This window comes from Luteolibacter rhizosphaerae (genome assembly GCF_025950095.1).
GTDB lineage: Bacteria > Verrucomicrobiota > Verrucomicrobiia > Verrucomicrobiales > Akkermansiaceae > Haloferula > Haloferula rhizosphaerae.
This window is the reverse complement of the sequence record NZ_JAPDDR010000008.1, coordinates 187,962-213,954: the sequence shown is the minus strand read 5'-3', so window position 1 is coordinate 213,954 and position 25,993 is coordinate 187,962. Positions and strand designations below refer to the sequence as shown.

The following is a 25,993-nucleotide window of genomic DNA, read 5'->3' as shown; positions in this document are numbered from 1 at the left end:
CCGCTAATCCCCGGAAACCGATCCCTCCGGAAACGCCTTCTTCAAGCCCTCCTGCTCTTCCGCCGTAACCCGGAGCGCACTCCCATGCCTCGCGTCCGCCGGAAAACTCGCCGACTCCTCCACCTTCCAATCGAACAGGTTGTCCGATGCCGACAGCCCGAATCGGTTGGTCATGCAGTAATCATAAAGTAGCAACCACCCCTTCCCTTTCGGATCCGGCATGATGCTCGGCCCCTCCGTGATCACCGGCACGATCTGCCCCTTGTTCAGCGGTCCCTCATGGATCGTGTAGGGCCCTTCCAAGGCATCTGCCACCGCCACCCGGATCGCCCGCCGCTCTCCCGTTTCGCGGCTGAACTCCTCTTCCTTATGGAAGAGATAGTACTTCCCGTCCTTCTCCAGCAGGTTGCCGTCGATCACCGAGTAAGGCGGCGTGAATAGCACCTTCGCCGGGCTGAACTCCTTCCAATCCTTCGTCCGCGAATACCACAGCCGGCTCTTCTTCCAGCCCGCATCCTCGAACGAGGAGGACCAGATCAGCACCGTCTCCCCGCTCCGCTCGTCCGCGAACCACTCCGGCGCCCAGATGTTCCGCGCCGGCCGCCCCTGCTCGTCCTTCACACCCTTCATCAGCGGCAGCGCCTCCACCAGATCCCATTTCAGTAGATCCTTCGACACCGCGTGCAAGCACACCGGACCGTCCTCCGCCTTCCGCTGACGACCGCCACCCGTGCCCATCAGGTGCCACAGCCCGTCCTTCCCCTTTTTCACGAACGGATCTCGCAGTCGCTGCTCCCACACCGGCTTGTTCTCGTTCAGCGGCTTCCAAGTACTTCCGTCCTCCGAGATCGCCAGGTGCAAGCGCTCCACCGCCATCGGGTCCGGCAGCGGCACCTGATGCTCCTTCCCCTGCGCATCAATCTCCACCCGCCCCTCATACCGCTGGCGGAAATACGCCATCACCCACGCCCCGTCCTCCCCACTCGCCGGTGTCACCGCCGCCAGAGCCGGGACCAATCCGCACAGCAGGAAATATTGCCTCTTCATCCCGGGACGCTCCCCCGCCCATACGGTGAAGACAAGCCTTTGACTCTCGGCCCGCCAGCGGCTAATCCCTGCGCCCCGCTTTCCCATGAAGGACCAGATCGAAGCCATTCAGACCGAGGCATTGGCCCGCATCGCCGCCGCCACCGAAGCCCGTGCGCTCGAAGACGCCCGCGTGGCCGTGCTCGGCAAGAAGGGCACCCTCACCGAAGTCTCCGCCGGCATGCGCGACGTCCCGAAGGAGGAGAAAGCCGCCGTCGGCGCCCTGCTCAATACCGCCCGCGGCGCCATCACCGCCGCCCTTGAGGAGAAGCAGCTCGCCCTGCAGGACGCCGCCGACAAGAAGGCGCTCGAAGGCATCGACCTCACCCTCCCCGCCCGCGCCCTCCATCACGGCTCGCTCCACCCTCTGACCATTCTCCGCCACCAGGCCATCTCCATTCTCCGCCGCATGGGCTTTGCCCTCGCCGAAGGCCCGGAGATCGAGGACGAGTTCCACTGCTTCGACGCCCTCAACACCCCCGCCGATCACCCGGCACGGAACGAAAAGGACACCTTCTACTTCGATTCCGGCAAGCTCCTGCGCACCCACACCTCCTCGGTCCAAGTCCGCACCATGGAGACCCAGGTCGCCCCGGTTCGCATCATCGCCCCCGGTTCGGCCTACCGCCGCGATGAGATCGATGCCACCCACCTCTCCGTCTTCAACCAGCTCGAAGGCCTCTACGTGGACAAGGACGTCTCCCTCGGCGATCTCAAGGGCACCCTCGAATACTTCCTCCGCGAGCTCTTCGGCTCCGCCACGGAAGTCCGCTTCCGCCCCCACTTCTTCCCCTTCACCGAGCCCAGCTTCGAGATCGACGTGAAGCTCCACGTGAAGGGCCAGGACCCGCGCTGGATCGAAGTCGCCGGCTGCGGCATGGTCGATCCCGCCGTCTTCGAGCAGATCAACAAGGGCCGCAAGGACGACGCCTATAACCCGGAGAAGGTCACCGGCTTCGCCTTCGGCATGGGCCTCGACCGCCTCGCCATGATCCGCTGGGGCATCAAGGACATCCGCCTCCTGATCGAAAACGACGCCCGCTTCCTCAAGCAATTCGCCTGAGAAGCACCCACGGTTTTACACGGATAACACGGAAGATTTTTGGCTATGAACGTTTCGCTGAACTGGCTTGCGACGCATGTGGATCTCAAGGGCAAATCGCCCGAAGAACTCGACAAGCTCCTCACCTTTGCAGGTGTCGAGGTCGAAGGCATCGAGGTAAAAGGCATCTCCTCCGACAAGATCGTAGTCGCCCAGATCATGGAGGCCGTTCAACACCCGAACGCCGACAAGCTCAAGGTCACCCAGGTCGATGCCGGTGAAGGCCAGCTCCGCCAAATCGTCTGCGGCGCCCAGAACTACAAGGTCGGCGACCGCGTCCCCTGCGCCCTTCCCGGCGCTGCCCTCCCCGGCGGCTTCACCATCGGCGAAGCCAAAATGCGCGGCGTCGAGTCCAAGGGCATGCTCTGCTCCGCCAGCGAGATCGGCCTTGTCGACGCCGTCGATGGCCTCCTCATCCTCCCGCCCGACTCGCCCATCGGCAAGCCGGTCAAGGAGCTCTTCGAGAGCGACGTCCTCCTCGAAGTCGAGGTCACCCCGAACCGCCCGGACCTCCTCAGCCACTACGGCATGGCCCGCGAAATGGCCACCCTGCTGGAAGTCCCGCTCGCACCGCTCAAGATCCCGGCTCCCGCACCCGCCACCGATTCCGGCGTCCGCATCGAGGCCCCCGGCTCCTGCCCCTTCTACAGCGCTGTGAGGATCTCCGGCGTGAAAGTCGCCGAAAGCCCCGCATGGCTCGCCCAGCGCCTCGAATCCATCGGCCTGCGCCCGATCAACAACATCGTCGATATCACGAACTTCGTCCTCCACGAGCTCGGCCAGCCCCTCCACGCCTTCGATGCCGCCAAGGTCTCCGGCGCCCTCGTCATCCGCACCGCGAAGGAAGCCGAAGAGTTCCTCGCCCTCGATGGCGCGACCTACACGCTCCAAGCCGAGGACTGCGTGATCTCCGATGAAGCCGGCAGCGCCCTCGCCCTCGGCGGCGTCATGGGCGGCTCCGAAAGCGGCGTCACCGAGTCCACCACCGATATCCTGCTGGAGTCGGCCTACTTCACCCCCTCCCTCATCCGCCGCACCTCGCGCCGCACCGCCCTCTCCTCGGATTCCTCCTACCGCTTCGAGCGCGGCGTGAATCCCGATGGCGTCCTGCCCGCCTCCGCCCTCGCGGTGAAGCTCATCCTCGAAATCGCCGGTGGCACCGCCGCCCCGGCCACCATGAGCGCCGGCCAGCCGCCCGTCCTCACGCAGCCCGTCGCCCTCGATCTCGCCAAGCTCGACCAGCTCACCGGCGCCAGCATCGCTCACGACGAAGCCGCCACCATCCTCACCCGACTCGGCCTCTCGAAGACCACCGACGGCACCTGGTCCGTCCCCTCCTTCCGCGCCGACCTCCAGCGCCACATCGATCTCGTCGAGGAAATCGTCCGCGTAAAAGGCCTCGATGCCGTGCCCTCCCGCTTCAGCGGCACCTTCGTCCCCTCCAGCGCCGTCGATACCGCCTACGATGCCGACATGCGCCTCCGCGAACGCCTCGCCGGCCTCGGCTTCCACGAGTGCCAGACCATCAAGCTCATCGCGGACGCCCAGCTCACCGACGCCCTGCCGCTCAAGCCCCTGCTCCCCGGCGATACCATCCGCGTCAGCCTCCCTCTCAGCGAGGACCACGCCGTCATGCGCCCGAGCATCGTCCCCGGCCTCGTCGCCTCCGCCGCGCGCAATATCCGCCAAGGCACCAAGGCCCTTCGCCTCTTCGAAATCGGCCGCGTCTTCCGCAATGCCGGCGGCGGCAAGGCCAAGGACCTCGAAAGCGACTCGCTCGCCATCCTCCTCTCCGGCCCCGCGCTTCCCTCTGGCTGGTCCCGCGGCGACTCCACCGCCGACCTCTACGACCTGAAGGCCGCCATCGCCGCCCTCGTCCCCGTCGCCTCGCTCCAGTTCCTCCCCCGGAACCGCGATGGCTTCGCGCTCGCCTGCGACATCCAGGCGGATGCCCAGAATATCGGCACCTTCGCCATGATCCTGCCCTCGCGCCAACGCGAGCTGGACGCCCCTTCCGCAATCTTCGTCGCCGAGCTCGACCTGCCGAAGCTCCGCAAGCTCGTCGCGGGCAAGACCGACATCACCGATCTCCCGCTCTTCCCCGGTTCCTCCCGCGACCTCGCCATGGAAGCCCCGGCCTCCCTCGCAAATGCCGAGATCGAGAAAGCCTTCGCCAAGATCAAGGAGCCCCTCCTCACCGGCTTCGAGTGCTTCGATGTCTTCAGCGATCCCTCCGGCGAAAAGCTCGCCGCGGACAAGAAGTCCATCGCCTACCGCATCCACTACCGCGCCTCCGACCGCACCCTGAAGGCCGAGGAAATCGACGCCGCCCACACCACCGTCGTCACCGCCCTCCTCGCCGCCCTCCCCGTCGCCCGCCGCTGAGGCCCGCCTGCACCACGGCCCCCTCAACCGGGCCTAGGCAGGGACCGTCGCTCCGCGCGGTCCGGCTGGGGGCGTATCCCCTTCTCCCCACCATGATGGAGAACCTAAAGCCTCCCCACCTCAAATAGCCCCCTCCCAACCACTCCCCATCAATCCCCGCGAAGCGCAGTCCGATTGATGATCGGAAGATTGGCGATTAGTGATTCGCCAAAAGCGCCTCAGCTCAAATCCCCCGCCGTCACCGAGGTCTGCTCCCTCGATCCCAGTGCATTCGCCTGCTGGATCACCCGCTCCGCCGAGGCATCGAAGCGGTAGCTATGGCAATTCGGGCACAGCACCGCGCCTGCCCCCACGATCGAATCACATCCCTCGCAAACCTTGTAGTTCGCGGGGCTCGCGGCGATCTTGGCCGCCTTGGCTTGGCGGGATTCAGGCTCTTGGGGCGCGGAACTCATGGGCTATCAAAAAGGAAGAAGCGGCACCGGAATCCGGGGCCGCTTCAGGGAAATCCAATAACCGTCCGTGAAGCGGCTCAGGCAATCGAAGCCACGGCCTTGGCGGCCTTCCGCTTCAGGTTGGAAGCCTTGTTCTTGTGAATGAGGCCCTTCTTGGCGGCCTTGTCAACGACGGCGAAATACTCAGGCAGCGACTGGTCGGCGGCCTTCTTGTCGGCGGCGACGACGGCAGCAGCGGTCTTCTTGCGCAGGACCTTGATCGCGGTCTTGCGGGTGCGGTTGCGCTCGGTGCGGACCTTGGTCTGGCGGACGCGCTTCAGGGCGGACTTGTGATTGGCCATGGTAACGAAAAAAATAGGGACGGAAACGGACGGTTCGCGCGAGCGGGGTCGCGCGGGGGCGGCAATGTAGGGACAGAGCCGCCCCTGTCAAGCAAGTCTCTCGCTCGGGAGCGAGGAATTACAGTTGGGCATAGCCCTCGAGCAACTGCGGCGAGTGCTTGCGGGCATACTCTTGACCGGCCCAGGTCTCCAGCAGCGAGCCCCGCATGATGCGGACTTCGGCGCCTTCACCGATCCGGTCGTAGAGATCGACGACATCCTTCATGCTCATCCGCACGCAGCCGTAGGAGGCCGGCGTGCCGAGGCGCCACTCCTCGGGGGTCCCGTGGATGTAGACGCAGCGCTTGAAGGTATTGGAATTCTGGGCCTCCTTGCCATGCAGCCACATGATGCGGCCCACGATCGGGTCGCGCCCGGGTGCATTCGGCTGGATCACCTCCCCGGTGGGGCGGCGGCTCTTGAAGACCGCGCCCGCCGGATAGCCGCCGCCGATCTTGCGGGCGACTTCCATCTGGCCGAGCGGCGTATAGTTGCTCCCGTTCTTCGAGCCGATTCCGAACTTCGAAGTGGAGACAACGTACTGTTTTACGGGCTTGCCATCGCGGACCAGCAGCATGCGCTGGTCGTTGACACTCACTACCATCTGGCTGCGAGTGTCTTTGGAGCTGCCGCAGCTTGTAAGCGACAGGGATGCGGGCAAAAGCAAGGAAGCTGCGACAGCGTAGCGCAGGATTCGTTGGATCATGTGGTGGGGTGCTTCTAGGATTCCGTGGTGTTTTCAGCAGTGGAGTCCGAGGCAACGCGACCGGAGGGCAGCAAGCGGGCCATCGACGAAAGCGATGTATAGAAGAAACCGACCGGGAAGGGAAGCAGAAGAATTGCAGAAGAGATGCGGTTGTTCAGCGCCGCCTCCACCACCACGAACAGGAAGAAGAAGCCGAACAGCAGTTCCACCACCGGCGTCAGCGTCTTCATCGCCTTGTAACTGCTTTTCTTCCAATCGGTCTTGGCCTTCTGGCCGATCCCGTACTTCGGCGTCCGCACGAAGGCGGTCTGGTGGTTGAAGAGGGCCTCGAGCACCGCCTTCGCATTATTGATGGACATCCCGATTCCCAGCGCCAGCAGCAGCGGCAGGTACGGCAGTTCCTTCCACCAGGCACCCGGGCGCAGCGCGCGCTGCGCCGTGATGTAGAACACCACCACCGACACGGAGGCGAAGAAGAAGATCGGGATATTGATGATGTACGTCGTCCACTGGCCGAAGTCCGGCGCCGCCTGCTGGTTCGGGTAGATCAGGAAGCACAGGCAGATCAGCATCAGGTAGGCGAAGTTCGAGGTCAGGTGCGCCGTCGCCTCCATCTTGATGTAGAGCGGCACCTTCGCCTTCCAGATCGCGGGCAGCACCTTCTTGCAGACCTGGATCGAGCCCTTGGTCCAGCGGTGCTGCTGGCTCTTGAAGCCGTCCATGTCCACCGGCAGCTCGGCCGGGGTCTCGACTTCGTTCAGGAAGATGAAGCGCCAGCCCTTCAGCTGCGCGCGGTAGGACAGGTCCATGTCCTCCGTCAGCGTGTCGTGCTCCCAGCCGCCCGCATCGGCGATGCAGCTCTTCCGCCAGATCCCCGCGGTGCCGTTAAAGGTGAAGAAGCGGCCGCTGCGGTTGCGCGCCGTCTGCTCCAGCTCCAGGTGACCGTCCAGGAACATCGCCTGGATCCGGGTCAGCACGTTGAAGGTGCGGTTCAGGTGACCCCAGCGGGTCTGGATCATGCCGATCTTCTCGTCGGAGAAGTAGTGCACCGTCTTCTGCAGCACGTCCGGATTCGGCACGAAGTCCGCATCCAGGATGAAGAGCAGCTCGCCCTTGGCGAATTGGGTGCCGTGCTCCAGCGCCCCGGCCTTGAAGCCCGTCCGGTCGTCGCGGTGAATCATCTCGGCGTCAAAGCCTTGCGCACGCAGGCGCTCCACCCCGGCCGCGCAGATCGCCGTCGTCTCGTCGGTTGAGTCGTCCAGCACCTGGATCTGCATCTTGTCCTGCGGGTAATCCAGCTTGGCCACCGAATCCAAAAGACGGTCGACCACGTGCATCTCGTTGAAGACCGGCAGCTGGATCGTCACCAACGGCAGATCCGTGAAGATCTCCTTCGGCTGCGGCGACTTCTTCGCGTGGCGCAGGTACAGGTAAACGATGCACAGGCGGTGGAAGCCGAAGCCTGCCAAGCCAGCCAGAACGACAATGTAGGAAAAGTACCAGAGAGGAGAGGAAAGGTCCATGTGGCTCGTGGTTGTTGGCGGGAATCCCCGTGCCGCTTACTCGGGATGCGGCAGGTATGGATTCCCGGCGGGCCGGAGGCCAACAGGTTCGACCCGCCAAGTCAAGCCGCGAAACCGGTGACCGGTTTCATGGAATTGCAACCGCTGATTTCCACCCTCCCCGAGTGGAGCAGGATTGGCATTACCTCTTGGATTCCAGCAATTGCCGTTTCGTTCAACACATGGATTCCGGAACCCGGCAGCCGAGGCGGGAGGAGGAAACGCGAAAGCGGAAACAGATCTTTCAGGAGCCGCCACGACCTCGTCCCCATCCACACCTGGAAACCCCTTCAAAGAGTCACCTTGTCCCTTTGATCCGGTACCAAGCGCCGCATGGCCCGCGCTAGGTAGCGTCGTGGCTCATCTTTGCCGTTCTCCAGAGAATGTCCTCGAGGTTAAGCCTGCTCACGATAGTTCTGTTGACGCTTTGTGGCTGAGACAAGCCGAAGGAATACACCCAACAAGAAGCCACCTCAATGTCCGAATGGCACAAGTGCATCGTTGAGTTTCACAAAGTCGACAACCCCGACGATCCGGATTCCCTCATTCTGGGTTCTCCCGCCACGGCAGCTTCCATCGCCGAGTTCGAGAAGGCGATCGGTTACGCGATGCCCGATGAGTTCAAGCAGCTTTATGCGGAATACGACGGTTTCGGAACATCACGCGGCGGCGAGACCCTTTGGTTTTTCCTGCCGATTTCGAAGCTGCCGGAACACACGTCCGACGTCAGAGATTGGTTCCAAGAGACGCACCCCGAGATCGCCAAGCGCTTCGTGCCGTTTGTCGATTGGGGCAACGCTGACGCCAGCGGATACGTTTTCTCGGAGACCGGCACGCTATTGCCCGGGATCTTCATTTTCGAGCACGAGAGCTACGAATTTGAGAAGGATCAGGATTGGGAGGAGTTCCTGGTTCCGGTCGACACCTCGATTCGCGTCTTCCTCACCGAATGAAAAACCGGGAGAACACGCCATGGTAGGCAACCCCGCGGGGTAGTCTGCTTCACTGATAAATTCAGGCTCCACCTCAGCCCGCTGGTCGCCTACACTTTGACGTTCGGTTCAAAATGGAATTACCACGCACCATTTCCACACTCCCGGGATACGAAGATGTTCGTGATCTGATTCCGGGAGGCACGTTCATGCGGTGCACGGACATCTGGCGTCTAAGCCTCGAATTTTACCGCAACGATATCGAAGGCCTTGGGAGGCGATTGGTAATGGAACTTGTGGGTGACTTGGATGACCCCGTGGCCGATCGAGTGGCTGTCATCATGGAGGGACCTGCACAGATCTCTTTCCCTGATTCATGGCAGATTCTTGGTCTTGAATTCGAGGACATTCGAGATCACGGGTTGGATGAGCTCCGCTGGCGAGCCTATGACTACGAGACGGGTGGTTTCGCGGCTTATTGTTCCGCCGTCCGATTTGAGAGACGAACGCAAGGCCTGCCGAACCGTCCTTCCTAACCCCTGACCCGCCGCCATCTCCAGCGTCATGACCGCTACAACCCCAACCCGCAGTCGAAGCCTCGCCCCCGGTCGGGCGTAGGAGGATTCTGCGTTCGCCTAACTCCGAGAGCGCCTCGCCGTGATCTACAAGTGCAGATCCTGCCAGCACACAGAAGGACGAGGATTCCTGCCCGGTATTTCTTGTGGGCTCATGATTGTCACGCTGGCTGGGGTCGCTGGAGGTCTTTTGACTGCACTGCTACGGTCATACACTGCATCACTTGGCTGGTGGTGGCTCTTAGCCGCCCCTCTCTTCCTTGTAGCCTCTTTTGTTGGAGCATGGCTGCTTCATGGCTTACTAGCTGGAGTTGAGTGGCTGTGTTTCTGTTTACGGCGTTGCCCCGATTGCCGTGCCCGCAGATGGTCATGGGGCTTCACACAGGGGTTCGGCCTGTGACTCGACCACCGACACCATCGAAGGCGAAAGTTCCGCAGAGGTATCCGGAACCAGACCGGGCGACACAATGAAGACATGCCTAACAAGACGCTGAAGATGCAAAGACTATGAGTGAGAGCCAAGTTCGGGATCTTGAAGGACGGATCGGGGCTGCACTTCCAACCAGCTACCGTGAGTATCTCGTCAGCGCCACGGACAAATTTCTTGAGGATGCCATCGATTTCCAGTTTCCGCGATCTGGAGTCGTCGACGAGATTCTTACCGCGAGAGATCTTCTGCAGAACGACGATGCGGGACGCATCGGCATCCTGGAGAAGTCGTTGTTACACATCGGCGGCAACTTATTTGGTGGCTACCTCTACTTGGATCTGTCCCAAGAAGGTTTCGGAAAGGTGCACTACATGGAGAGCTACACGATCAAGGAGACCTTTCCGTCGTTTGACGCTCTGCTGTTGGAACCGAGGGAGAAGAGAGAAGAATGACCGAAGCCGAACACTACACGACCGCACGGCGTTTGATGCTGCAGTCGATGATTTGAAGAGGTATTTGGGCACACCTCAAGGCACCGTTCACGCAGGAGTGTTGGAGGCGTTGGTGTCGTGCCTTGCTGACGCCTACCTCAATAAGGCACATCAAGTCCTTCAGCTTGAAGATGCCCGGACCGTTGGAGCAGGAGAAGGATGGCCTTCGTCGCTCGATCCGGAAATGTGATCTGACTAAGTTCAATGTCGGGCAATTGGATTCCTCCTTTGCCTACGATACGCTATGGACATGGCACGCGAAGCCAGTGCCTGGATCGGGGCGATGAAGGAGAGAGGAGACTCTGATGGAGAGGGAGAGAACCGATTCTATGATGGACCCTAAGCCCAAAGTTTACCGCAAGGAGGTGGCCAAGGATTACGCCGGGATCACGCCCTATCTGGACGGCGACTACTCGCCACCCTCCGCCCTAAGCCGTCCAACGGAAGCAGAGTTTCATTCGGCACACGATGTGATCGCCAAACACTTGAATGGCGTGGGAAAGGCGACCGAGGATCCCGGAGAATACGGAAGCGCCGACTTTACCCTGAACCGCTACTTCGAGCCGCGGGGAGCGATCAATGTGATCTCCAACCTTCATTCGCCGGGGGTGATCGCGGCCCTTATCTCAGCACAGCGCGAGCTTGAAGGGGCTTTCGCCATCAATCTGGACTCACATCCAGCCTATGTCTCGGTGGTGCCGGACGGTAGGGTGATCGGATACGCGAGTGATGGCCGGGAGGATGGGGTCAAGATCCTCCAAGACTACGGTTTCGAGATCAGGGCTTGATTGGCCTCGGATTGCGCGGGCCAACAGAGAGCGCGCGGACTTCCGGCGGCCCTCCGGGACGCGGTTGATCGGTCGGGCTGGACCGGTGGCTGCGCTGTGCTTGCATACCGGCTAAGATCCGATCCACTCCGCAACGAGGAATGGGAATCGCTCAGGTCGACACAACAACCTCTCCCATCTCATCCACGTGATCCGCGGTCAAATTTCCGCAGCATCCACGCGCCAAATCACAAAATCCCCTCAAGGTGTCGGCAAGACACCACCAGCCAAGCCACCCTCCCCGAACAACCCTCCTCCCTCCCTTCCACGGATTCCGTGCTTCCCGCCTTTGAACTTCGCGCCTTTTGCGCCTCTTCGCGGCAAAAACCCCACCCCGGAACCTGTTAGATCCGGATCCGCTTTTTTCCGATCTGCGGCCGGCAAGGATCGCCGCAGTAGCCGCTCCCCCACCCTCCCGTGCAATAATTGGAAATGGCAGACATTTCCAGACATTCGCTCAATCCGCGCCAACGCAAACTCGCCCGTCTCCTCGCCAACGGCACTACCCAGAATGAAGCCTATCTCAAGGCCTACGGTCGCGAAGGCTCCGCCCGCGCTTCCAAGCTCGCCGCCCACCCCGACGTCATCGCCGAGGTCGAGCGTCTCCAACAAAGCTCCGAGGACGCCTCCATCATGGAACGCGAGGAGATGATCCGCTACCTCCTCACCATCCTCCAGACCCCCGTCAGCGAACTCCATCCCGACCACCCCGCCACCCAGGAGCTCATCGAGTTCGATACCAAGGCCGCCTCACGCCGCCGCGTGAAGGGCGTCTGCAAGCTCGGCGCCGCCAAGCTCCTCTGCGCCATGCTCGGCTGGCTCCGCGTCGAGAAGCCCGACCGCCTCTCCGAGCGCGAGGTCACCATCATCCTCAAGAAAGTCTGGGAAGACGACCCCATCATCCCGAACACCCGCGTCGCCTGATCACGGTTCCGTCCTACCGTCCCGCCCTGCTCGCGATGCGCTGGAGTTCGGCTTCGGCGCGTTCGCGGGTGCGGCCGGCAGGGAATTGATCGACCCATTCGCGGGCTGCCTGCGGATCCCGGAAGGCGAAGCGTTGGACGATGCCGACGATGGAGTTCTCTTCGATCGATCCATCTCCCACCGACTCCAACACCAGCGCCGCCGCCGCCTGCGGATCGCGGTCGGCCCAGGCGGTGGCGATCGCCGCAAGCGCGGCTTCGCGTTGGACGGGCTCCTCAAGACCAAGCGCCCAAGCCGCCGCAGCCTCAGGATCGCTTCCTGCCCAAGCCCCCGCCGCTTGGCTCAAGGTCGCCCTCGACTCCTCGGAGGACTCCAACTCCTCCAGCAACTCGATCGCCACCCTCGGCTCCTTCAGCGCCGCCTCCCCGGCCAAGGCCTGCAAGACCCCATCCCGCTCCGCCCCGGAAGGCAATCCCCTGCCCCATCCCAATGCCGCCTCCAGATCCTGCCGCGCCCACGTCCCCGCCAGCAGCGCGGAAGCCTCCGGAGGCATCTCACCCAACCGGGCCAAGGCCTCCGCCGCAGCGCGGGGATCCCGCTCCGCCCAAGCCAACAGCACCTTCAAGCGCAGCTCAGCCGAACCCTGACCCGACTCCAGCAGCGCGGCGAAGTCCTCCGACTCCAGCGAGCCGGTGATGCGATGGAAGGCACTCAACCCCTGCCCATCCACCTCCGATGCCCCGGCATCCGCGGCTGCCGCCTCCAGCCGGGCCAGAAGCTGCCGGTAGCGTTCCGGTGCAGACGAACGCCGCACGGCATCCCGCTCCGCCACCCGTCCCCTGCCCGCTTCAGTCGCCCTGCCCTCAACTCGCTCATCACTCCTCCAGACCGCGACCCCACCCGCGAGCAACAACACGAGCACGGCAAGCCCCGCCAAGCCCATTCGGACCGGGGGACAATAGCGCTGTGGAGTCGAACTCATGACGGGACCAAGCAAAGGAAGAAGGAGCGCGGGCGACAGCAGCGCCGCCCGCGCCCCGGGATCAAGCCCATGACATGGGAATCACTGGATGCGGACCGAAGTCATCTTGTCGTTCGCGGCGGTACCGACCCAGCCGGTGCTGGCATTGAAGGTCCAGGTGGCGCCGGTGAAGTTGTCATGCTCGTAGACGATGACGGTCCAGCCGGCGGGGATGCGCAGCGAGGAGGTCCAGTCATTCGGGATCCCCTGCGCCTGCAACTGCGCAAGGGTGTAGTTGCCCTTGGCGAGCGAGGTCTTGCGCGAGCCGAGGTAGTTCAGGTCCTGATAGAAGATGACCCCGGTGTTCTCGACCTTGATGGAGGAGACGACATCGTTCGCCGCGCCGACCCAATTCGTATCGCCGGTGTAGGACCAACTGCTGCCTGTCTGGTTGTTGTCCGCATAGAGCGTGACACGCCAGCCATTCGGGACGCGCAGGGAGGTGACGGAGTTGTCCCCCACATTGAGCGCGCCGAGTTGGGCGGTGCTGTAGTTCCCCGGGCCGATGAGCTGGCTGGGCGCGCCCTGGTAATCGATGTCCTGGCAGAGCATGATGCCCTCGCCATCGTGCGGGATGACTTGGAGGATCAGCGGCATGCTGGAGCAGCCCCAAGAGTAGCGCGTTCCGGTGGGCGTGTTCGTGCGCCAGTTGTTCCAGCCGAGATTGTCCGAAGTGCGGCGGACGTTCCATGCCGCATTCGCATTGAGCTGGAGCCAGGGTTGGAAGGAACTCTGGAGATTGCGGTCCTTCATGAACTTCGCCATCCAGCGGATGAAGATGCCATTGAAGCCGCCGCCATCGCTGTTCTCCACCGAGTCCGGCAGGATGCCATTCGTGCAGAGGGTGTTCTTGGTGCAGTTCGCGGCGAGAGTGGCATCGCTGACATTGCCGAGGAAGTTGGCCGCGCCGATGAAGGTACCCTGGTTGTAGGTGAAGACCCAGTTCGTGATCGTGCCGCCGGAGCTGATGTTGTCGTAGACCTGGCCGGTGGAGGCATTGAAGAGGGTGTTCCGGGTCCAGTTGTAGGTGGCCTGCGCCTTGGTCAGGTAGCTGCTGTCGTTGTAGATCTGATAGAGGAGGTAGGCGCCGATGGAGGCGGGGCAATTGATGCAGGCGTTCTTCGAGCCCTTGCCGGTCGTCCACCACAGGCCGCCGCCGAGCGCACTGTCCCAGGCTCGCGCATACATCGCATCGAAGTTCGCCTTCGCGCGGTCGCGGTAGAAGGTGTTGCCGGTAATCTGATAGGCGCGGGCGAACGCGATGACGGCCCAGGCGATATCGTCGTTGAAGCTGTTGTTCGTCCAGAGGTTGCCGTACTGGTTCACGAAGCCATTGCAGAGGGCGCTGACGATGGCCTTGTTGCCCGCCGTGGGATTGCGGTCGTGGGCATCCTCCGCCATTTCGATCTGCTCGGCGAGGGTCCACCAGCCGGGGCCGCTGCTGCCGGTATCGAGCTTGTAGTAGGCATTGCCGCCGTTCGCCACGTAGAAGGCGTTGTTATAGGCGTTGAAGGCGGTATCGGCATCGGCCGGCCAGAAGGCGGATGCGGGGACTGCGGTGGCCAGCGACAGGGCGATCGCCAAGCCTTTCAAGGAGACAGGGGCCGCCGCGTGTACGTAGCTCTTCCGTGTTGCATTCAAGTGCATTTTTCCTTGGGTCTTTATGGGTTGATCTCCCCGCAGGTGAATCGGCACCTATGGGAAGACCTAAGACATATCATCCGCCACTTCAGGACCAAGGAAAGTTTGTCTATCGACCCTTACGAGCATCATGCAAATTGCATAAAATTCACATCAAAGCCCGATAGATAGGGAATCACCCGGATCTGCGTGTGACACAGAAAAATCGCAAGCGTCCGATTATACCCCCTGACCGATTCACACCGATGAAGAGGACGATGGAACGATCCAAAACGGAAACGAGAAACGCCACACCCGGAGACCGGGTGTGGCGCTTGGGAAGTGACCGTGGCTCACGCCGCGTCCTTGTCGGCGCGCTTGCGGCGGACGAGGGGCGGGCGCTCGCCGAGAACGACGGGGCGATTGATGGTGATGGCCTCGATGTTCCCCTGCGAGGGGACATCGTACATGACATCCAGCATGAGGCGCTCGAAGATGGAGCGAAGGGCGCGGGCGCCGGTGCCGCGGCGGACCGCTTCCTCCGCGAGGGCGCGGAGGGCATCGCGGGTCACGCGGAGCTTCACGCCGTTCAGGGCGAGCTGCTTGCCGTACTGCTTCACCAATGCGTTCTTCGGCTCGGTGAGGATGGAGATGAGCTCGTCCTCGGTGAGCTTGCGCAGGGCGGAGATGACGGGCAGGCGGCCGATGAACTCCGGGATGAGGCCGAAGTGCAGGAGGTCCTCCGGCTCGGTGAGATCGAGGATATTGCCGGTGTTGGACTTTACCTCCGCGGCGGAGCCGTGGAAGCCAAGAGTGCTGCGACCCATGCGGCGCTGGATCATGTCCTCCAAGCCGACGAAGGCGCCGCCGCAGATGAAGAGGATCTTCTCCGTATTCACTTGGATGTACTCCTGCTGCGGGTGCTTGCGGCCGCCTTGGGGCGGCACGTTGCAGACGGTGCCTTCGAGGATCTTGAGCAGGGCCTGTTGGACACCCTCGCCGGAGACATCGCGGGTGATGGAGACGTTGTCGGTCTTGCGGCCGATCTTGTCGATTTCGTCGACGTAGATGATGCCGCGCTCGGCGCGCTCGACGTCGAAGTCGGAGGCTTGGAGCAGGCGCAGGATGATGTTCTCCACGTCTTCACCGACGTAGCCGGCTTCCGTGAGCGTGGTGGCATCGACGATGCAGAAAGGAACGTCCAGCAGGCGCGCGAGGGTGCGGGCGAGCAGGGTCTTGCCGGAGCCGGTGGGGCCGAGGAGGAGGACATTCGACTTCTCGATATCGACCTCCGCGAACTCCTCGCCCAGGGTGACTTGATCCTGGCGCAGGCGCTGGTAGTGATTGTAGACGGCGACAGAGAGAACCTTCTTGGCGTGCTCCTGGCCGATGACGAACTCGTCGAGCTTGCCGCGCAGTTCCGCCGGGGATGGCAGGCGCTTGACGTTCTGGCTTCGACGGTTCTTCGCGGGCTTGGGAGCGGCCTCGTTGAGCTCCTTGTCGAGGATGTTGGAGCAGACCTCGACGCACTCGTTGCAGATGTAGACGCCTGGGCCTGCGATAAGCTTTTTCACCTCCGAGTGGCTTTTGCCACAGAAGGAACACATGGTGAGATTGGAAGCGCGTGCCATGGGGTGCCGGGAATAAAAAAGCAGGCGCCGGGCCGAGGAAGCCCGACGCCTGACAATAGCGTAAAAGAATTCAGGCGTCGTCCTTTTTTCCGTCATTCGCGTCCGCGAGGGCGGCGACGGCGTCGGGGAGTTGCTTGCGATTCTCCAGGACCTTGTCGACGAGGCCGTAAGCCACTGCCTCTTCGCCGGTCATGTAGTTGTCGCGCTCGGAGTCCTTCTTGAGTTGCTCCAGCGTTTTGCCGCTGTGCTTGGCGAGGATGCCGTGCAGGCGGTTGTTCAGGTTGATCATGAAGCCGAAGGTCCGCTCGACATCGAGCGCGGTGCCTTGGGCGCCACCGGAGACCTGGTGGATCATAACGTGCGAGTTGGGCAGGCAGAAGCGCTTGCCCTTCGTGCCCGCCGTCAGCAGCACCGAGCCCATGGAGGCGGCGATGCCGATGCAGTAGGTATTCACGTCGCAGGTCATGAACTGCATCGTGTCATACATCGCGAGGCCGGCGGTAACGGAACCGCCGGGGCTGTTGATGTAGATGTGAATGTCCTTTTTCGGGTCCTGCATTTGCAGGAACAGAAGCTGGGCAATGACGGAGTTGGCGACGAAGTCGTCGATCGGGGTCCCGATGAAGATGATCCGGTCCTTGAGAAGGCGGGAATAGATATCGAAGGAGCGCTCGCCGCGGCCATCCTGTTCGATGACCACGGGGACGTAATAGCTATTCCGGGGGTCTCCCCCGGCCTGGATCATGTTCGGGAAATTACTCATCTGAGGTTGGTTCATCTGCGATTTCCTCGACGGTGGCGTGCTCCAGCACGAAGTCAATGGCCTTGCCCACCAGCATGGAATTGCGGATGCCCGGGATGCGTCCCCCGCGCTGAAGCTCCTTGATGAACTTCTTCGGATTCTGTTTGCGGGACTGGGCGATCATCGCGAGGTGATTCACCAGTTCCTGATCGCTCACGGAGATACCCTCGGTGCGGGCGATCTCCTGAAGGATGAAGTTGGTCTTGAGATTGGTGCGGGCCTGATCGCCAGCGGTGGCGAAGATCTCGCCTTGCTGGGCGATGAGCTCCTCTTGGGTCATGCCTGACTTCACACCGCGCTCTACGAGGGCGTCGGCCTGACCTTGGGTCTCGTGGCGGACGAGGTCTTCCGGCAGCTCGAAGTCGACCAGCGAGTTGAAGTGCTCGACGATCTGGTTGACCTTGAAGTCGTCGGTGCGGCGGCGCTTCTCCATCTCGATCTGCTGCTTGGCGAGCTCCTTCAGCTCATCAAGGGTCTTGCCCCCGGTGACCTTGGCGGCGAACTCGTCGTTCAGCTCGGGCAGGACGGCCTGCTTGAGACCCTTGAGGGTGACGTGGAAGACGACTTCCTTCGAGCGGAGGTCGGAGAGCGGGAAGTCTTCCGGGATGGTGAGGGCGATGTCCTTGCTGTCCCCGATGTTGAGACCGGCGGCCTGGGCGGAGAAGCCGGGCAGGAAGCTATTCTCGTCGAGCTTGAGCCAGAAGCCTTCGCGACCGCTGAGGTAGCCGGCAGGTTTGCCGAGGGCTTCTTCGAGCGGCTTGCCTTCCAGCGAGGAGGTGAAGTCGATCACGGCGAGGTCACCGGCTTCGGCGGCGCGGCCTTCGATATCCTGGTAATCGGCGAAGCGCTCGCGGAGACCGTCGAGCTGGGCTTCCACGTCCGCGTCGGTGGCCTCGGTGGAGGGCGACTTCACGGTGATGCCCTTATATTGCGGCAGGGCCACTTCCGGAGCCAAGGTGAGGGTGGCTTGGAAGGTCAGTGAGCCGTCCTCGTTGTGGTTGAGATTCTGCGGGATGCCGAAATTGAGCACCTTGAGCGCCTCCTTGCGGAGGGCCTCATCGTAGGCCTGGCGGACGAGGCGGTCGTCGAGTTCCTCGGTGATCGCGGTCTGGAAACGCTTCTCGATCACGTTCTTCGGGGCCTTACCGGGACGGAAGCCGGGGATCTTTGCCTGGGCGGTGTAGCCGGACACGATCTTGGCGCGCTCGCTCTTCACGGTGTCGGACGGGACTTCGACGCGCAGCGTGGCGAGGCAGTTCGGCTGCTTTTCAACGGTGATGTTCATGGCGGAAAATTCGGCGCGGGAAAGGCCTAGGGCGCGCCGGGGGCGAGAAGCTAAGAGGGCGGCCCGGGCCTTGTCAAAGCGAAGTAGAGGCGGTTAGGGGCCTGATTTCACCCCCCGAATCCTGCGGGGGTGGGGATCGGGAGCCGGAAGATGACGTATCCCCCGCCCTCTGAAATCACCCAATCCCCTTGACGCCCCCGGCCCCAAAACGGTTCTATCAGCTCCGTTGCCGCAACACATGGATATTTTACCCCTCCTTAACAACCGGGGCCTTGCCTCCGTCGCTCGCCGGGTTTCCCTGGCGGCGCTAGTCTCCCTCGCCTTTGTCGGCTCCCCGGCGATGGCGCAGGACATCGAAGGCAAGAAGGTTACGGCGGTGGAAATCCGCTATGCCACCGCCCCAACCGTGGATGAGGCCCGCCTCCGCAGCAATATCTCCACCCAGTCCGGGCAGGAGTATCGCAGCGAGAAAGTGGACAACGACATCAAGTCGCTGTTCGAGTCCGGCTTCGTGGACGACGTCCGCGTGCTGGCCGAGCCGGTGGGCGACGGCGTGAAGGTGATCTACGAGGTGACGACCCGCGGCACGATTGTGGCGGTGGGCTTTACCGGTAACTCGGCCCGCAACTTCAGCGACGAGAAGCTGGCGAAAGAAACCAAGCTGAAGGTGGGCGGCGCGCTGTCCGACGAGGCGATCCTGACCGCCCGCCGGAATCTGGAGACTTTCTACCGGGGCTACGGCTACCCGGACGTGCAGATCACGCATCGCACCCAGCCGAGCGAATCCGGCCAAGGCTTCGACCTGATTTTCATCATCGAGGAAGGCGGCAAGAACGAGATCCGCGACATCAAGTTCGAGGGCAACAGCATTTACGACAGCCGGACCCTGCGGAAGCAGATGAAGGTCAAGGAAAAGGGCTGGTTCTCCTGGATCACCAAGTCCGGCCGCTTCGAAGTCGACCAGCTCGACCAAGACGTCGAGGCGGTGCTCGATTATTACCGCACCCGTGGCTACCTGCGTGCGAGCAGCCCGGGCCCGCGCCGCGATCCGGTCGGCGACGGCCGCATCGACTTGGTGATTCCGATCCACGAAGGCGAGAAATACACCGTGGAAGGTGTGGGCTTCGGCCGTATGACCGTCTTCAAGTCCGAGGAACTCTATCCCGGCCTGACCTTGGTCGGAGGCCAAGGCTACTCGTCCAAGAAGATGCGGGACGACATCAAGATGATCCGCAGCTACTACGGCTCCCGCGGCTATGCGGACGCCGAAGTGACCCCGGACATCCGCGATGCGGGCCCGAACAAGGTGAACATCGTTTACCGGATCACCGAAGGTTCCCGCTACCGCGTGGGCCGCGTGAACATCGAGGGCAACACGAAGACCAAGGACAAGGTCATCCGTCGTGAAATGCCGCTGAAGCCGGGCGACTGGTTCAACTCGGTGGAACTGGAAACGGCTCAGGCGCGCCTGAAGAACCTGCAGTATTTCGAAGACAACATCCAGGTGGATGCAGCGCCGGGCCGCGGTGGCTACCGCGATATCAACGTGCTGGTCGAAGAGAAGCGCACGGGATCGATCAGCGCCGGTATCGGCTTCAGCTCGATCGATAGCATCGTGGGCTTCGTGAACCTGGAGCAGACGAACTTCGACATCATGAACCCCTGGGCCTTCACCGGTGGCGGCCAGCGCTTCTCGGCGAACCTGCGCCTGGGTAGCGAGCGCTCCGACTTCAGCGTGTCGCTGGTCGAGCCGTGGTTCATGGACCAGCAACTCGCCCTCGGTGGCGAGCTGTTCTACAAGAACTCGCAATACTACTCCGACTTCTACGAGCAGAAGAACGTGGGTGCCGAAGTCTTCATCCGCAAGCCGCTCAGCGAGAAGTCCTCGATCCGCCTCGGCTACCGCTTGGAGCAGGTGGACATCGAGCTGGATAATTCGGTGCGCACGCTGTCCGCCAAGGCCGTGGCCGCCGGCAAGCCGCCCTCGCTGTTCCTGAACGAAGGTGGCGACTACCTGCGCAGCGCGCTGGCCGCGAACTTCGTCTACGACAGCCGCGACGCGGTGATCGAAACCCGCTCCGGTGAGAAGATCGACATCGGCCTGACGCTGGCCGGCACGGCAATCGGCGGCGACGTCGACATCCTGGGCCTCTCGCTGCAGGGTCAGAAATATTGGAACCTGCCTTGGGACTCGATCCTCTCGCTGAACGGCGAACTTGCCTTCGTGGATGCCACGAGCGGCGAGGTGCCGATCTTCGACCGCCTCTTCCTCGGTGGTGGCCGGACCCTGCGCGGTTTCGAATTCCGCGACGTGGGCCCGCGTGACCCGGTGACGGGTGAAGTGGTGGGTGGCCAATCGCTGGGCTTCCTCTCCGCGGAATACACGGTGCCGGTAATCGACAACATCCGTGCGGCGGTCTTTTACGACCTCGGCTTCGTGAACGATGGTTCGTGGGATCCGAGCCCGAGCGACCTCTACCACGACTTCGGTTTCGGTGTGCGCCTGAAGCTGCCGATCAGCCCGGTGCCGATCGCGCTGGACTACGCGCTGCCGATCGACAGCCCGGATCCGGTGGCGGACAAGGGTGGTCAGTTCAACTTTTACCTGAACTACCAGTACTGAGGTTGAGAGACCTTGGATGAATTTAAGAAGGCCGCGGGTGACCGCGGCCTTTTTTCGTTTTGGGGGATAGGGGATGGGTAGGATAGATAGGCGCGGAGGTCGCAAAGGGATCGCGGGAGGGAGAAGATCGAATTGGTCGGGCCGTTAGGGAAGGAGGGACACGCACACGTGCGCAACCTCTTCGAGGTAAGGGTTGGCGATGGGGTAGACCCGGGGTAGCCGCGGGGCGGCAACCCCGGGCTTTGTTGTGTAGTCCCGTTGGGACATGAGAGGGGCGAAGACGAGGGAGTGGCCATCGGACAGGCGAGTGGCCCGGACAGGCGAGTGGCCACCGGGAATGGGGGCGTGGCAGCCGCTAGGTGCCCAAGCCGTTAGATGGCGGTGACCTGTTTGCCGGAGGCGGAGAACTCGGTGGAGCCGAAGGCGGATTTTTCGAGGTAGCCGAGGGCCGGGAAGCGGCGGGTGGCGGGGTCCGGGCTCGGAGAGACGCTGGTGAGGGTGCCGGCTTCCTTGCCTTCGGGGGTGAGGAGGATGATACCCGGTTTGCTGCCTTCCTCGACAAGGAAGCTGGTGAGGCGGCGGTTTACTTTCTCGGCGGTCTTGATGCGGGAGAGGACCTCTTGGCCGATGTAGCAGCCCTTGTGATAAGAGATAGCGCTGCGGTCTAGCAGGGCTTCAGGCGGGAGTATGCCGGGGGTGAGTTCCCTACCCCAGGCAGGAACTCCGGCGGCGATGCGGAGGGCCTCGGCTTCGTTTTCTTGAAGGAGAGGAAGAGCACAGGTCTCGGTGGCGGGGAGCCAGAGATCGTAGCCCGGTTGGCCGAGGCGGTTAGATCGAAGGGCAAGACCCGAGGCAGGCTCCGTGGCGCCGATGAGATGCTGGAGATGCCAGTCGGCGGAGATGTTCTCCATCTCCGCATCGTCGGCGATCAGGTAGCGGCCGAGGCGGACTTCCAGTTCTTCCTCGAGCTCGGCAGGGGCTTCGACCCAGACCGTGTCGTCCGGACAGCGGAAGACATGAACGTAGGCTTGAAGGCGGCCCTTGGCATCGGTGACGCAAGCGGGAAGCGCGGTGTCGCCGAGATTGCGGACGTCTTGGGTGAGCTGGCCGTTCAGGTAGCGGACGGCGTCCGGGCCGGAGAAGGCGAAGAGGGCGCGGCGACCGAGGGAAAGAGAGCGGGTCATGAGCGGCTACGGCGGGACCGGTGGGGGCGAACTGAAGTCCGCGCTCCAGGGGACGCTTGGGTTAGGCCTTGAGGTAAGGGGCGGCGAGGGCGGAGTAATCTTTCTCGGCGAGACCTTGGTCGCAGAGCTCGGCCATGCGGGCGGAGACGGTGCGGATGGACGGCGTATCGAGACCGGCTTCGGCGGCGAGGTCGAGGACGTAGCGGCTGTCCTTGAGCATGTTCGCCAGCGAGAAGTGGGTATCAAAATCCCCGGTGGCCATGGTGGGCAGCTTCATGGCCGCAAGGACGGAGCCTGAGGCATTCAGGTCGACGGCCTCGGTGAGGGCGGCGGGCGAGATGCCGTGACTGGTGGCGGTCGCGAGGGCCTCGGCCAAAGCTTGGACGGTGCAAGCGGAGATGAGATTGGTGACCAACTTCATGATGGTGGCGGTGCCCACCTCACCGCAGCGGAGGACGGACTTGCCGCTCTTGAGCAGGACCGGCTCGACCTTATCGATCCAGTCGGCGGGGCCACCGGCGTAGTAGACGAGCCCACCGGCGGCGGCGGCTTCCCGGCTACCGGTGAAGGGGCAATCGAGGAAGACGATGCCCTGCGCGGCACATTCCCCGGCAAGCCACTTGGTGGTGGCGAGATCGATGGTCGAATGATTGACGAGAACACGGCCTTCGAGCGGGCAAGCGAGCACCTTGGCGGCGACTTCCCACACCGCGACGCTGTCCTTGAGGTAAAGGAGAACCAAGTTGGCGGAGGCCACGGCTTCCTCGAGGGTGGGGAGCTCCCCGGGCTGGCTCTTCGGGGTACGGTTCCAACACGTCACCGAAGCGATTCCGCTATCACCCACGGCCTGCGCCTGCTGGAGATTCTTGGATGCGCGGGAGCCGATGATGCCCAAGCCGAGCACCGCGATGTTCCATGAGGTCATGGCCCTTGCTGACGCTGGAGAGCCAGATCGACAAGCTTTGTCGCTTCCGCGTGGATGGAGCTCATGCGCTCCTGCGTGGCAGGATTCTCATCCACGATCATCTCGGTGCGAAGATTCGAGAGAATCTCCTGCATGGCGACGAAGTTCGGGCGCTCGGAGATGCGGGGTTCAAGGCCACTGAGAATGGCGGAGTAGTAGTCCGCGATGTCCTCGCGCATCACGTGCTTCGCCCGCTCCGGGCTGAATTGCGTGGCCACGGCGCTGGAAGAAACCTGCAGGGCACGTGCCCAGCCACCGAGGGAAATCAAATGCGCGAGATCGGGATCGCGGAGGGAGACGAGTTCCAGCTCAACGTCCTTCTGAGTGGCGGCCAGCTCCTTCTTCAACTGCGGGACATCCTGCTTCCGGGCGCTTTCCAAGAGGCTGGCGGCGTGACGGTTGACCTTCTCACCCGCGCCAAGGGCCTTGCCGTAACGGGTGAGATCGGCGGCCATGGCTTCGACCTTCCCGAGCTCACCCGCTTGGACGATGAGGAAGCCATCCGCGATAAGGAAGCCTAGCTCAACAGCGAGATCGGCGCGATTCAGCGGCATCTTCGCGCTGGGATCACGCTGGAACTTGAGAATCGGCAGGGGTGCGAGCGCTTCGAGGGACTCGAAAATCTTGGCGATCGAGGGAGCGGTGAACTCGTTGACTGCAAGCTCCTCGCGCACGTGGGCATCATCGATCAGGTCGGCGGGGATGGTGGCCTTCCCTTCTCCCTCCTGAGCGTGGAGGGGTGCGGCAAGGAAGGACGCAGCCAAGATGGCCGCCATCATGGGACGGATCGGGATCACGGAGGAAACTCTGCCACTGCCCGGTGCGGAGTGCAACGGGCAAGGCGGGGGGAATTCGGCGGCTTTTTCTGCGGATTCTCCCCCCCGGATCACGGGGGATCGGCAATACCCGCTGAATCCCCCAACCTACGCGATCACGTGATGCCTGACTGTCGGGATTTGCGAATACTCCCGATGACCTAGGAAAACGTCCCCCCGTGGACCCGGGTCACTCCCCTGCTGCAACCCCCTACCCCCAAAATCCCCCATGACGACTCTGACGAGATCGTTCGAGGACGCCCCCGCGCTTCCTTTCGTCCCGTTCCAAAGCACCGATCCCGACGCGCTGCGTGCGAGTCTGGCGATCCCGCCAGCCCGCTGCAACCGGAGACGCCGCCGGCCGCCGCTGGTGATGGCAGTGAGCTGCTTCTTGTCCTGCACAGCTTCCGTGATTGCGACGTCATCGCCTGTTGAGCAGGAGATGACGGCGATGGCGCCCTCGATTCACGCCAAGATCATCGACGTTCGGACGGCAATGTTCGGGTCGGAGATCGAACGGGCACAGATGAGCTTCAACGCGGTGCTCTACCGGTAAGCCAAGAGCTGAAATCCGAATTTCAGAAGCAGCGCGGTGCAGGGCATCGCGCTGCTCTTTCGATAAGCGGATGAGCGCTCAGAGAATCGAGCCCGGGGCGTACGCGGCACCGGCGGGATAGCGCTTCTCGATGGCGTGGATCTGGCGCTCGAAGGATTCGATCTGGGCACGGGCAGCGCCCGCGTTTCTCTCGCCTTCCGCGACGATGGCGGTGAGCGCGACTTGGTCGAGCGGGATGCGCTCGTCATTCGCGAGGCGGGCGACGAGGTCGTTCACCGTCGTTTTACCAGCACGGAGGTCGTTCACGGTGGCCACGGCGTGTTCCTTGATCGCCTTGTGAGCGGTCTCGCGGCCAACGCCGGCCTTCACCGCTTCCATCATGATGGTGGTGGTCATGAGGAAGGGCAGATAGTGGGCGTTCTCCTTCGCGATGACGGCCGGGTAGGCGTCCATCTGATCGAGGATCGTGAGGTAGGTTTCGAAGAGGCCGTCGATGGTGAAGAAGGCATCCGGCAGCATGACGCGGCGGACGACGGAGCAGGAGACATCGCCCTCATTCCACTGGTCACCGGCGAGGCCGGCGGCCATGGCGAGGTAGCCCTTCAGGATGACGTGGAAGCCATTCACGCGCTCGCAGGAGCGGGAATTCATCTTGTGCGGCATGGCGCTGGAGCCGGTCTGGCCGGGCGCGAAGCCTTCGCTGGCGGTCTCGTGACCGGCCATGAGGCGGAGGGTACGGCAGAAGGAGGAAGGTCCGCTGGCGAGATCGGAGAGGGCGGAGACGACGCGGAAATCGAGCGAGCGCGGGTAGACTTGGCCGACATTTGTCCATACAGCGGGCATGCCGAGGTGGCCGACGACGCGCTTCTCCAGCTCCGCGACTTGCGAGGCATCGCCATTGAAGAGCGAGAGCTGGTCCATCTGAGTGCCTACGGCGCCCTTCAGGCCGCGGACGGGGTAGCGAGCGATGATGTCCTCCAGCGCGTGGAAGGCGGAGAGCATTTCCTCACCGAACATGGCGATGCGCTTGCCGAGGGTGGTCGGCTGGGCGGCGACATTGTGGGTGCGGGCGGTGATGACGACGTCCCCCCATTGCTCGGCGCGGCAGCGGAGGCGGTGAAGGACGGCAACCGACTTATCGCGGATGGCGAGGAGGGAGCGGTAGACTTGGAGCTGCTCGACGTTCTCGGTGAGATCGCGGGAGGTGAGGCCCTTGTGGATGTGCTCGTGGCCGGAAAGGTCGTTGAACTCCTCGATGCGGGCCTTCACGTCGTGGCGGGTGACGCGCTCGCGGGCCATGATGGAGCCGGGATCCACACTGTCCTTCGCCTTCTCGTAGGCGGCGATGGCTTCCTCCGGGATATCCAAGCCGAGATCGCGCTGGGCCTTCATGACGGCGATCCAGAACTCGCGCTCGAGGACGATGCGGCCCTCCGCGGACCAGATGGCTTGGAGGGCGGGAGAGGCGTAGCGCTCGGCGAGGACGTTCGGGATCACGGCGGGGATGAAGCGATTCCCCGGACGCGGGGCGCAAGGGTAAATCGAGAGGGGGAAGCGCGGAAGACACGGAAAACGCGGAAGTTGGGAATGGAGGGCTGCGGTGCCGCTTGTGTGGGGTCGGAAGATGGAATATCGGC

Annotated in this window: 22 protein-coding genes; 8 read left to right on the top strand and 14 right to left on the bottom strand. The window is 62.9% G+C overall.

Annotated features, from left to right (window positions below):
- Positions 1-3: 3 nt before the first annotated feature.
- Positions 4-1,047, bottom strand: coding sequence for a glycoside hydrolase family 43 protein (locus OJ996_RS16365; protein WP_264514702.1), 1,044 nt, complete (start codon positions 1,045-1,047; stop codon positions 4-6).
- Positions 1,048-1,132: 85 nt separating this feature from the next.
- On the opposite strand from OJ996_RS16365, the gene pheS reads away from it, so the two are divergent.
- The gene (pheS, locus tag OJ996_RS16360) at positions 1,133-2,149 is read left to right on the top strand and encodes a phenylalanine--tRNA ligase subunit alpha (protein ID WP_264514701.1); all 1,017 of its coding nucleotides are present in this window, start codon (positions 1,133-1,135) and stop codon (positions 2,147-2,149) included.
- Positions 2,150-2,194: 45 nt separating this feature from the next.
- Complete coding sequence (pheT, locus tag OJ996_RS16355) at positions 2,195-4,573, top strand: phenylalanine--tRNA ligase subunit beta (RefSeq protein ID WP_264514700.1); 2,379 nt, start codon at positions 2,195-2,197, stop codon at positions 4,571-4,573.
- Positions 4,574-4,791: 218 nt separating this feature from the next.
- On the opposite strand, the gene OJ996_RS16350 is transcribed toward pheT, so the two are convergent.
- From OJ996_RS16350 to OJ996_RS16335, 4 genes are all read right to left on the bottom strand, one after another.
- The gene (locus tag OJ996_RS16350; RefSeq protein WP_264514699.1) at positions 4,792-5,028 is read right to left on the bottom strand and encodes a hypothetical protein; all 237 of its coding nucleotides are present in this window, start codon (positions 5,026-5,028) and stop codon (positions 4,792-4,794) included.
- A 77-nt stretch (positions 5,029-5,105) separates the two neighbouring features.
- Positions 5,106-5,369 (bottom strand): 30S ribosomal protein S20, encoded by a 264-nt coding sequence (gene rpsT, locus OJ996_RS16345; RefSeq protein WP_264514698.1) that lies wholly within the window; start codon positions 5,367-5,369, stop codon positions 5,106-5,108.
- A 118-nt stretch (positions 5,370-5,487) separates the two neighbouring features.
- Positions 5,488-6,114, bottom strand: a complete 627-nt coding sequence (locus OJ996_RS16340) for a L,D-transpeptidase (RefSeq protein ID WP_264514697.1) — start codon at positions 6,112-6,114, stop codon at positions 5,488-5,490.
- Between the two features lie 14 nt (positions 6,115-6,128).
- Complete coding sequence (locus OJ996_RS16335; protein ID WP_264514696.1) at positions 6,129-7,637, bottom strand: cellulose synthase family protein; 1,509 nt, start codon at positions 7,635-7,637, stop codon at positions 6,129-6,131.
- A gap of 515 nt (positions 7,638-8,152) precedes the next feature.
- Between OJ996_RS16335 and OJ996_RS16330 the strand changes: the two genes are divergently transcribed.
- From OJ996_RS16330 to OJ996_RS16315, 4 genes are all read left to right on the top strand, one after another.
- The gene (locus tag OJ996_RS16330; protein WP_264514695.1) at positions 8,153-8,629 is read left to right on the top strand and encodes an SMI1/KNR4 family protein; all 477 of its coding nucleotides are present in this window, start codon (positions 8,153-8,155) and stop codon (positions 8,627-8,629) included.
- Between the two features lie 1,061 nt (positions 8,630-9,690).
- The gene (locus OJ996_RS16325; RefSeq protein WP_264514694.1) at positions 9,691-10,065 is read left to right on the top strand and encodes an SMI1/KNR4 family protein; all 375 of its coding nucleotides are present in this window, start codon (positions 9,691-9,693) and stop codon (positions 10,063-10,065) included.
- A gap of 371 nt (positions 10,066-10,436) precedes the next feature.
- The gene (locus OJ996_RS16320; protein WP_264514693.1) at positions 10,437-10,892 is read left to right on the top strand and encodes a hypothetical protein; all 456 of its coding nucleotides are present in this window, start codon (positions 10,437-10,439) and stop codon (positions 10,890-10,892) included.
- A 471-nt stretch (positions 10,893-11,363) separates the two neighbouring features.
- Complete coding sequence (locus tag OJ996_RS16315) at positions 11,364-11,855, top strand: terminase small subunit (RefSeq protein WP_264514692.1); 492 nt, start codon at positions 11,364-11,366, stop codon at positions 11,853-11,855.
- A gap of 13 nt (positions 11,856-11,868) precedes the next feature.
- On the opposite strand, the gene OJ996_RS16310 is transcribed toward OJ996_RS16315, so the two are convergent.
- The 5 genes from OJ996_RS16310 to tig form a co-directional block, all read right to left on the bottom strand.
- Positions 11,869-12,837 (bottom strand): hypothetical protein, encoded by a 969-nt coding sequence (locus OJ996_RS16310; protein ID WP_264514691.1) that lies wholly within the window; start codon positions 12,835-12,837, stop codon positions 11,869-11,871.
- A gap of 81 nt (positions 12,838-12,918) precedes the next feature.
- Positions 12,919-14,460, bottom strand: coding sequence for a glycoside hydrolase family 76 protein (locus OJ996_RS16305; protein ID WP_264514690.1), 1,542 nt, complete (start codon positions 14,458-14,460; stop codon positions 12,919-12,921).
- A 389-nt stretch (positions 14,461-14,849) separates the two neighbouring features.
- Positions 14,850-16,127 carry an ATP-dependent Clp protease ATP-binding subunit ClpX gene (gene clpX, locus OJ996_RS16300; RefSeq protein ID WP_264514689.1) on the bottom strand — a complete coding sequence of 426 codons (1,278 nt, stop codon included), beginning with the start codon at positions 16,125-16,127 and terminating at the stop codon, positions 14,850-14,852.
- A gap of 70 nt (positions 16,128-16,197) precedes the next feature.
- Positions 16,198-16,872, bottom strand: a complete 675-nt coding sequence (locus OJ996_RS16295; protein ID WP_264514854.1) for an ATP-dependent Clp protease proteolytic subunit — start codon at positions 16,870-16,872, stop codon at positions 16,198-16,200.
- A gap of 10 nt (positions 16,873-16,882) precedes the next feature.
- Positions 16,883-18,214 carry a trigger factor gene (gene tig / locus OJ996_RS16290; protein ID WP_264514688.1) on the bottom strand — a complete coding sequence of 444 codons (1,332 nt, stop codon included), beginning with the start codon at positions 18,212-18,214 and terminating at the stop codon, positions 16,883-16,885.
- A gap of 238 nt (positions 18,215-18,452) precedes the next feature.
- Between tig and bamA the strand changes: the two genes are divergently transcribed.
- The gene (gene bamA / locus OJ996_RS16285) at positions 18,453-20,837 is read left to right on the top strand and encodes an outer membrane protein assembly factor BamA (RefSeq protein WP_264514687.1); all 2,385 of its coding nucleotides are present in this window, start codon (positions 18,453-18,455) and stop codon (positions 20,835-20,837) included.
- Between the two features lie 371 nt (positions 20,838-21,208).
- Here the strand turns inward: bamA and ygfZ are convergent, their stop codons facing one another.
- From ygfZ to OJ996_RS16270, 3 genes are all read right to left on the bottom strand, one after another.
- Positions 21,209-22,021, bottom strand: coding sequence for a CAF17-like 4Fe-4S cluster assembly/insertion protein YgfZ (ygfZ, locus tag OJ996_RS16280; protein WP_264514686.1), 813 nt, complete (start codon positions 22,019-22,021; stop codon positions 21,209-21,211).
- A 61-nt stretch (positions 22,022-22,082) separates the two neighbouring features.
- A complete protein-coding gene (locus tag OJ996_RS16275; RefSeq protein WP_264514684.1) occupies positions 22,083-22,946 on the bottom strand; it encodes an NAD(P)-dependent oxidoreductase in 864 nt (287 codons plus the stop codon).
- Complete coding sequence (locus tag OJ996_RS16270; protein WP_264514683.1) at positions 22,943-23,782, bottom strand: hypothetical protein; 840 nt, start codon at positions 23,780-23,782, stop codon at positions 22,943-22,945. The genes OJ996_RS16275 and OJ996_RS16270 overlap by 4 nt, the downstream gene beginning before the upstream one ends.
- Positions 23,783-24,029: 247 nt before the next feature.
- Between OJ996_RS16270 and OJ996_RS16265 the strand changes: the two genes are divergently transcribed.
- Positions 24,030-24,356 carry a hypothetical protein gene (locus tag OJ996_RS16265; RefSeq protein ID WP_264514682.1) on the top strand — a complete coding sequence of 109 codons (327 nt, stop codon included), beginning with the start codon at positions 24,030-24,032 and terminating at the stop codon, positions 24,354-24,356.
- Positions 24,357-24,434: 78 nt separating this feature from the next.
- On the opposite strand, the gene purB is transcribed toward OJ996_RS16265, so the two are convergent.
- A complete protein-coding gene (gene purB, locus OJ996_RS16260; RefSeq protein WP_264514681.1) occupies positions 24,435-25,853 on the bottom strand; it encodes an adenylosuccinate lyase in 1,419 nt (472 codons plus the stop codon).
- Between the last annotated feature and the right edge of the window lie 140 nt (positions 25,854-25,993).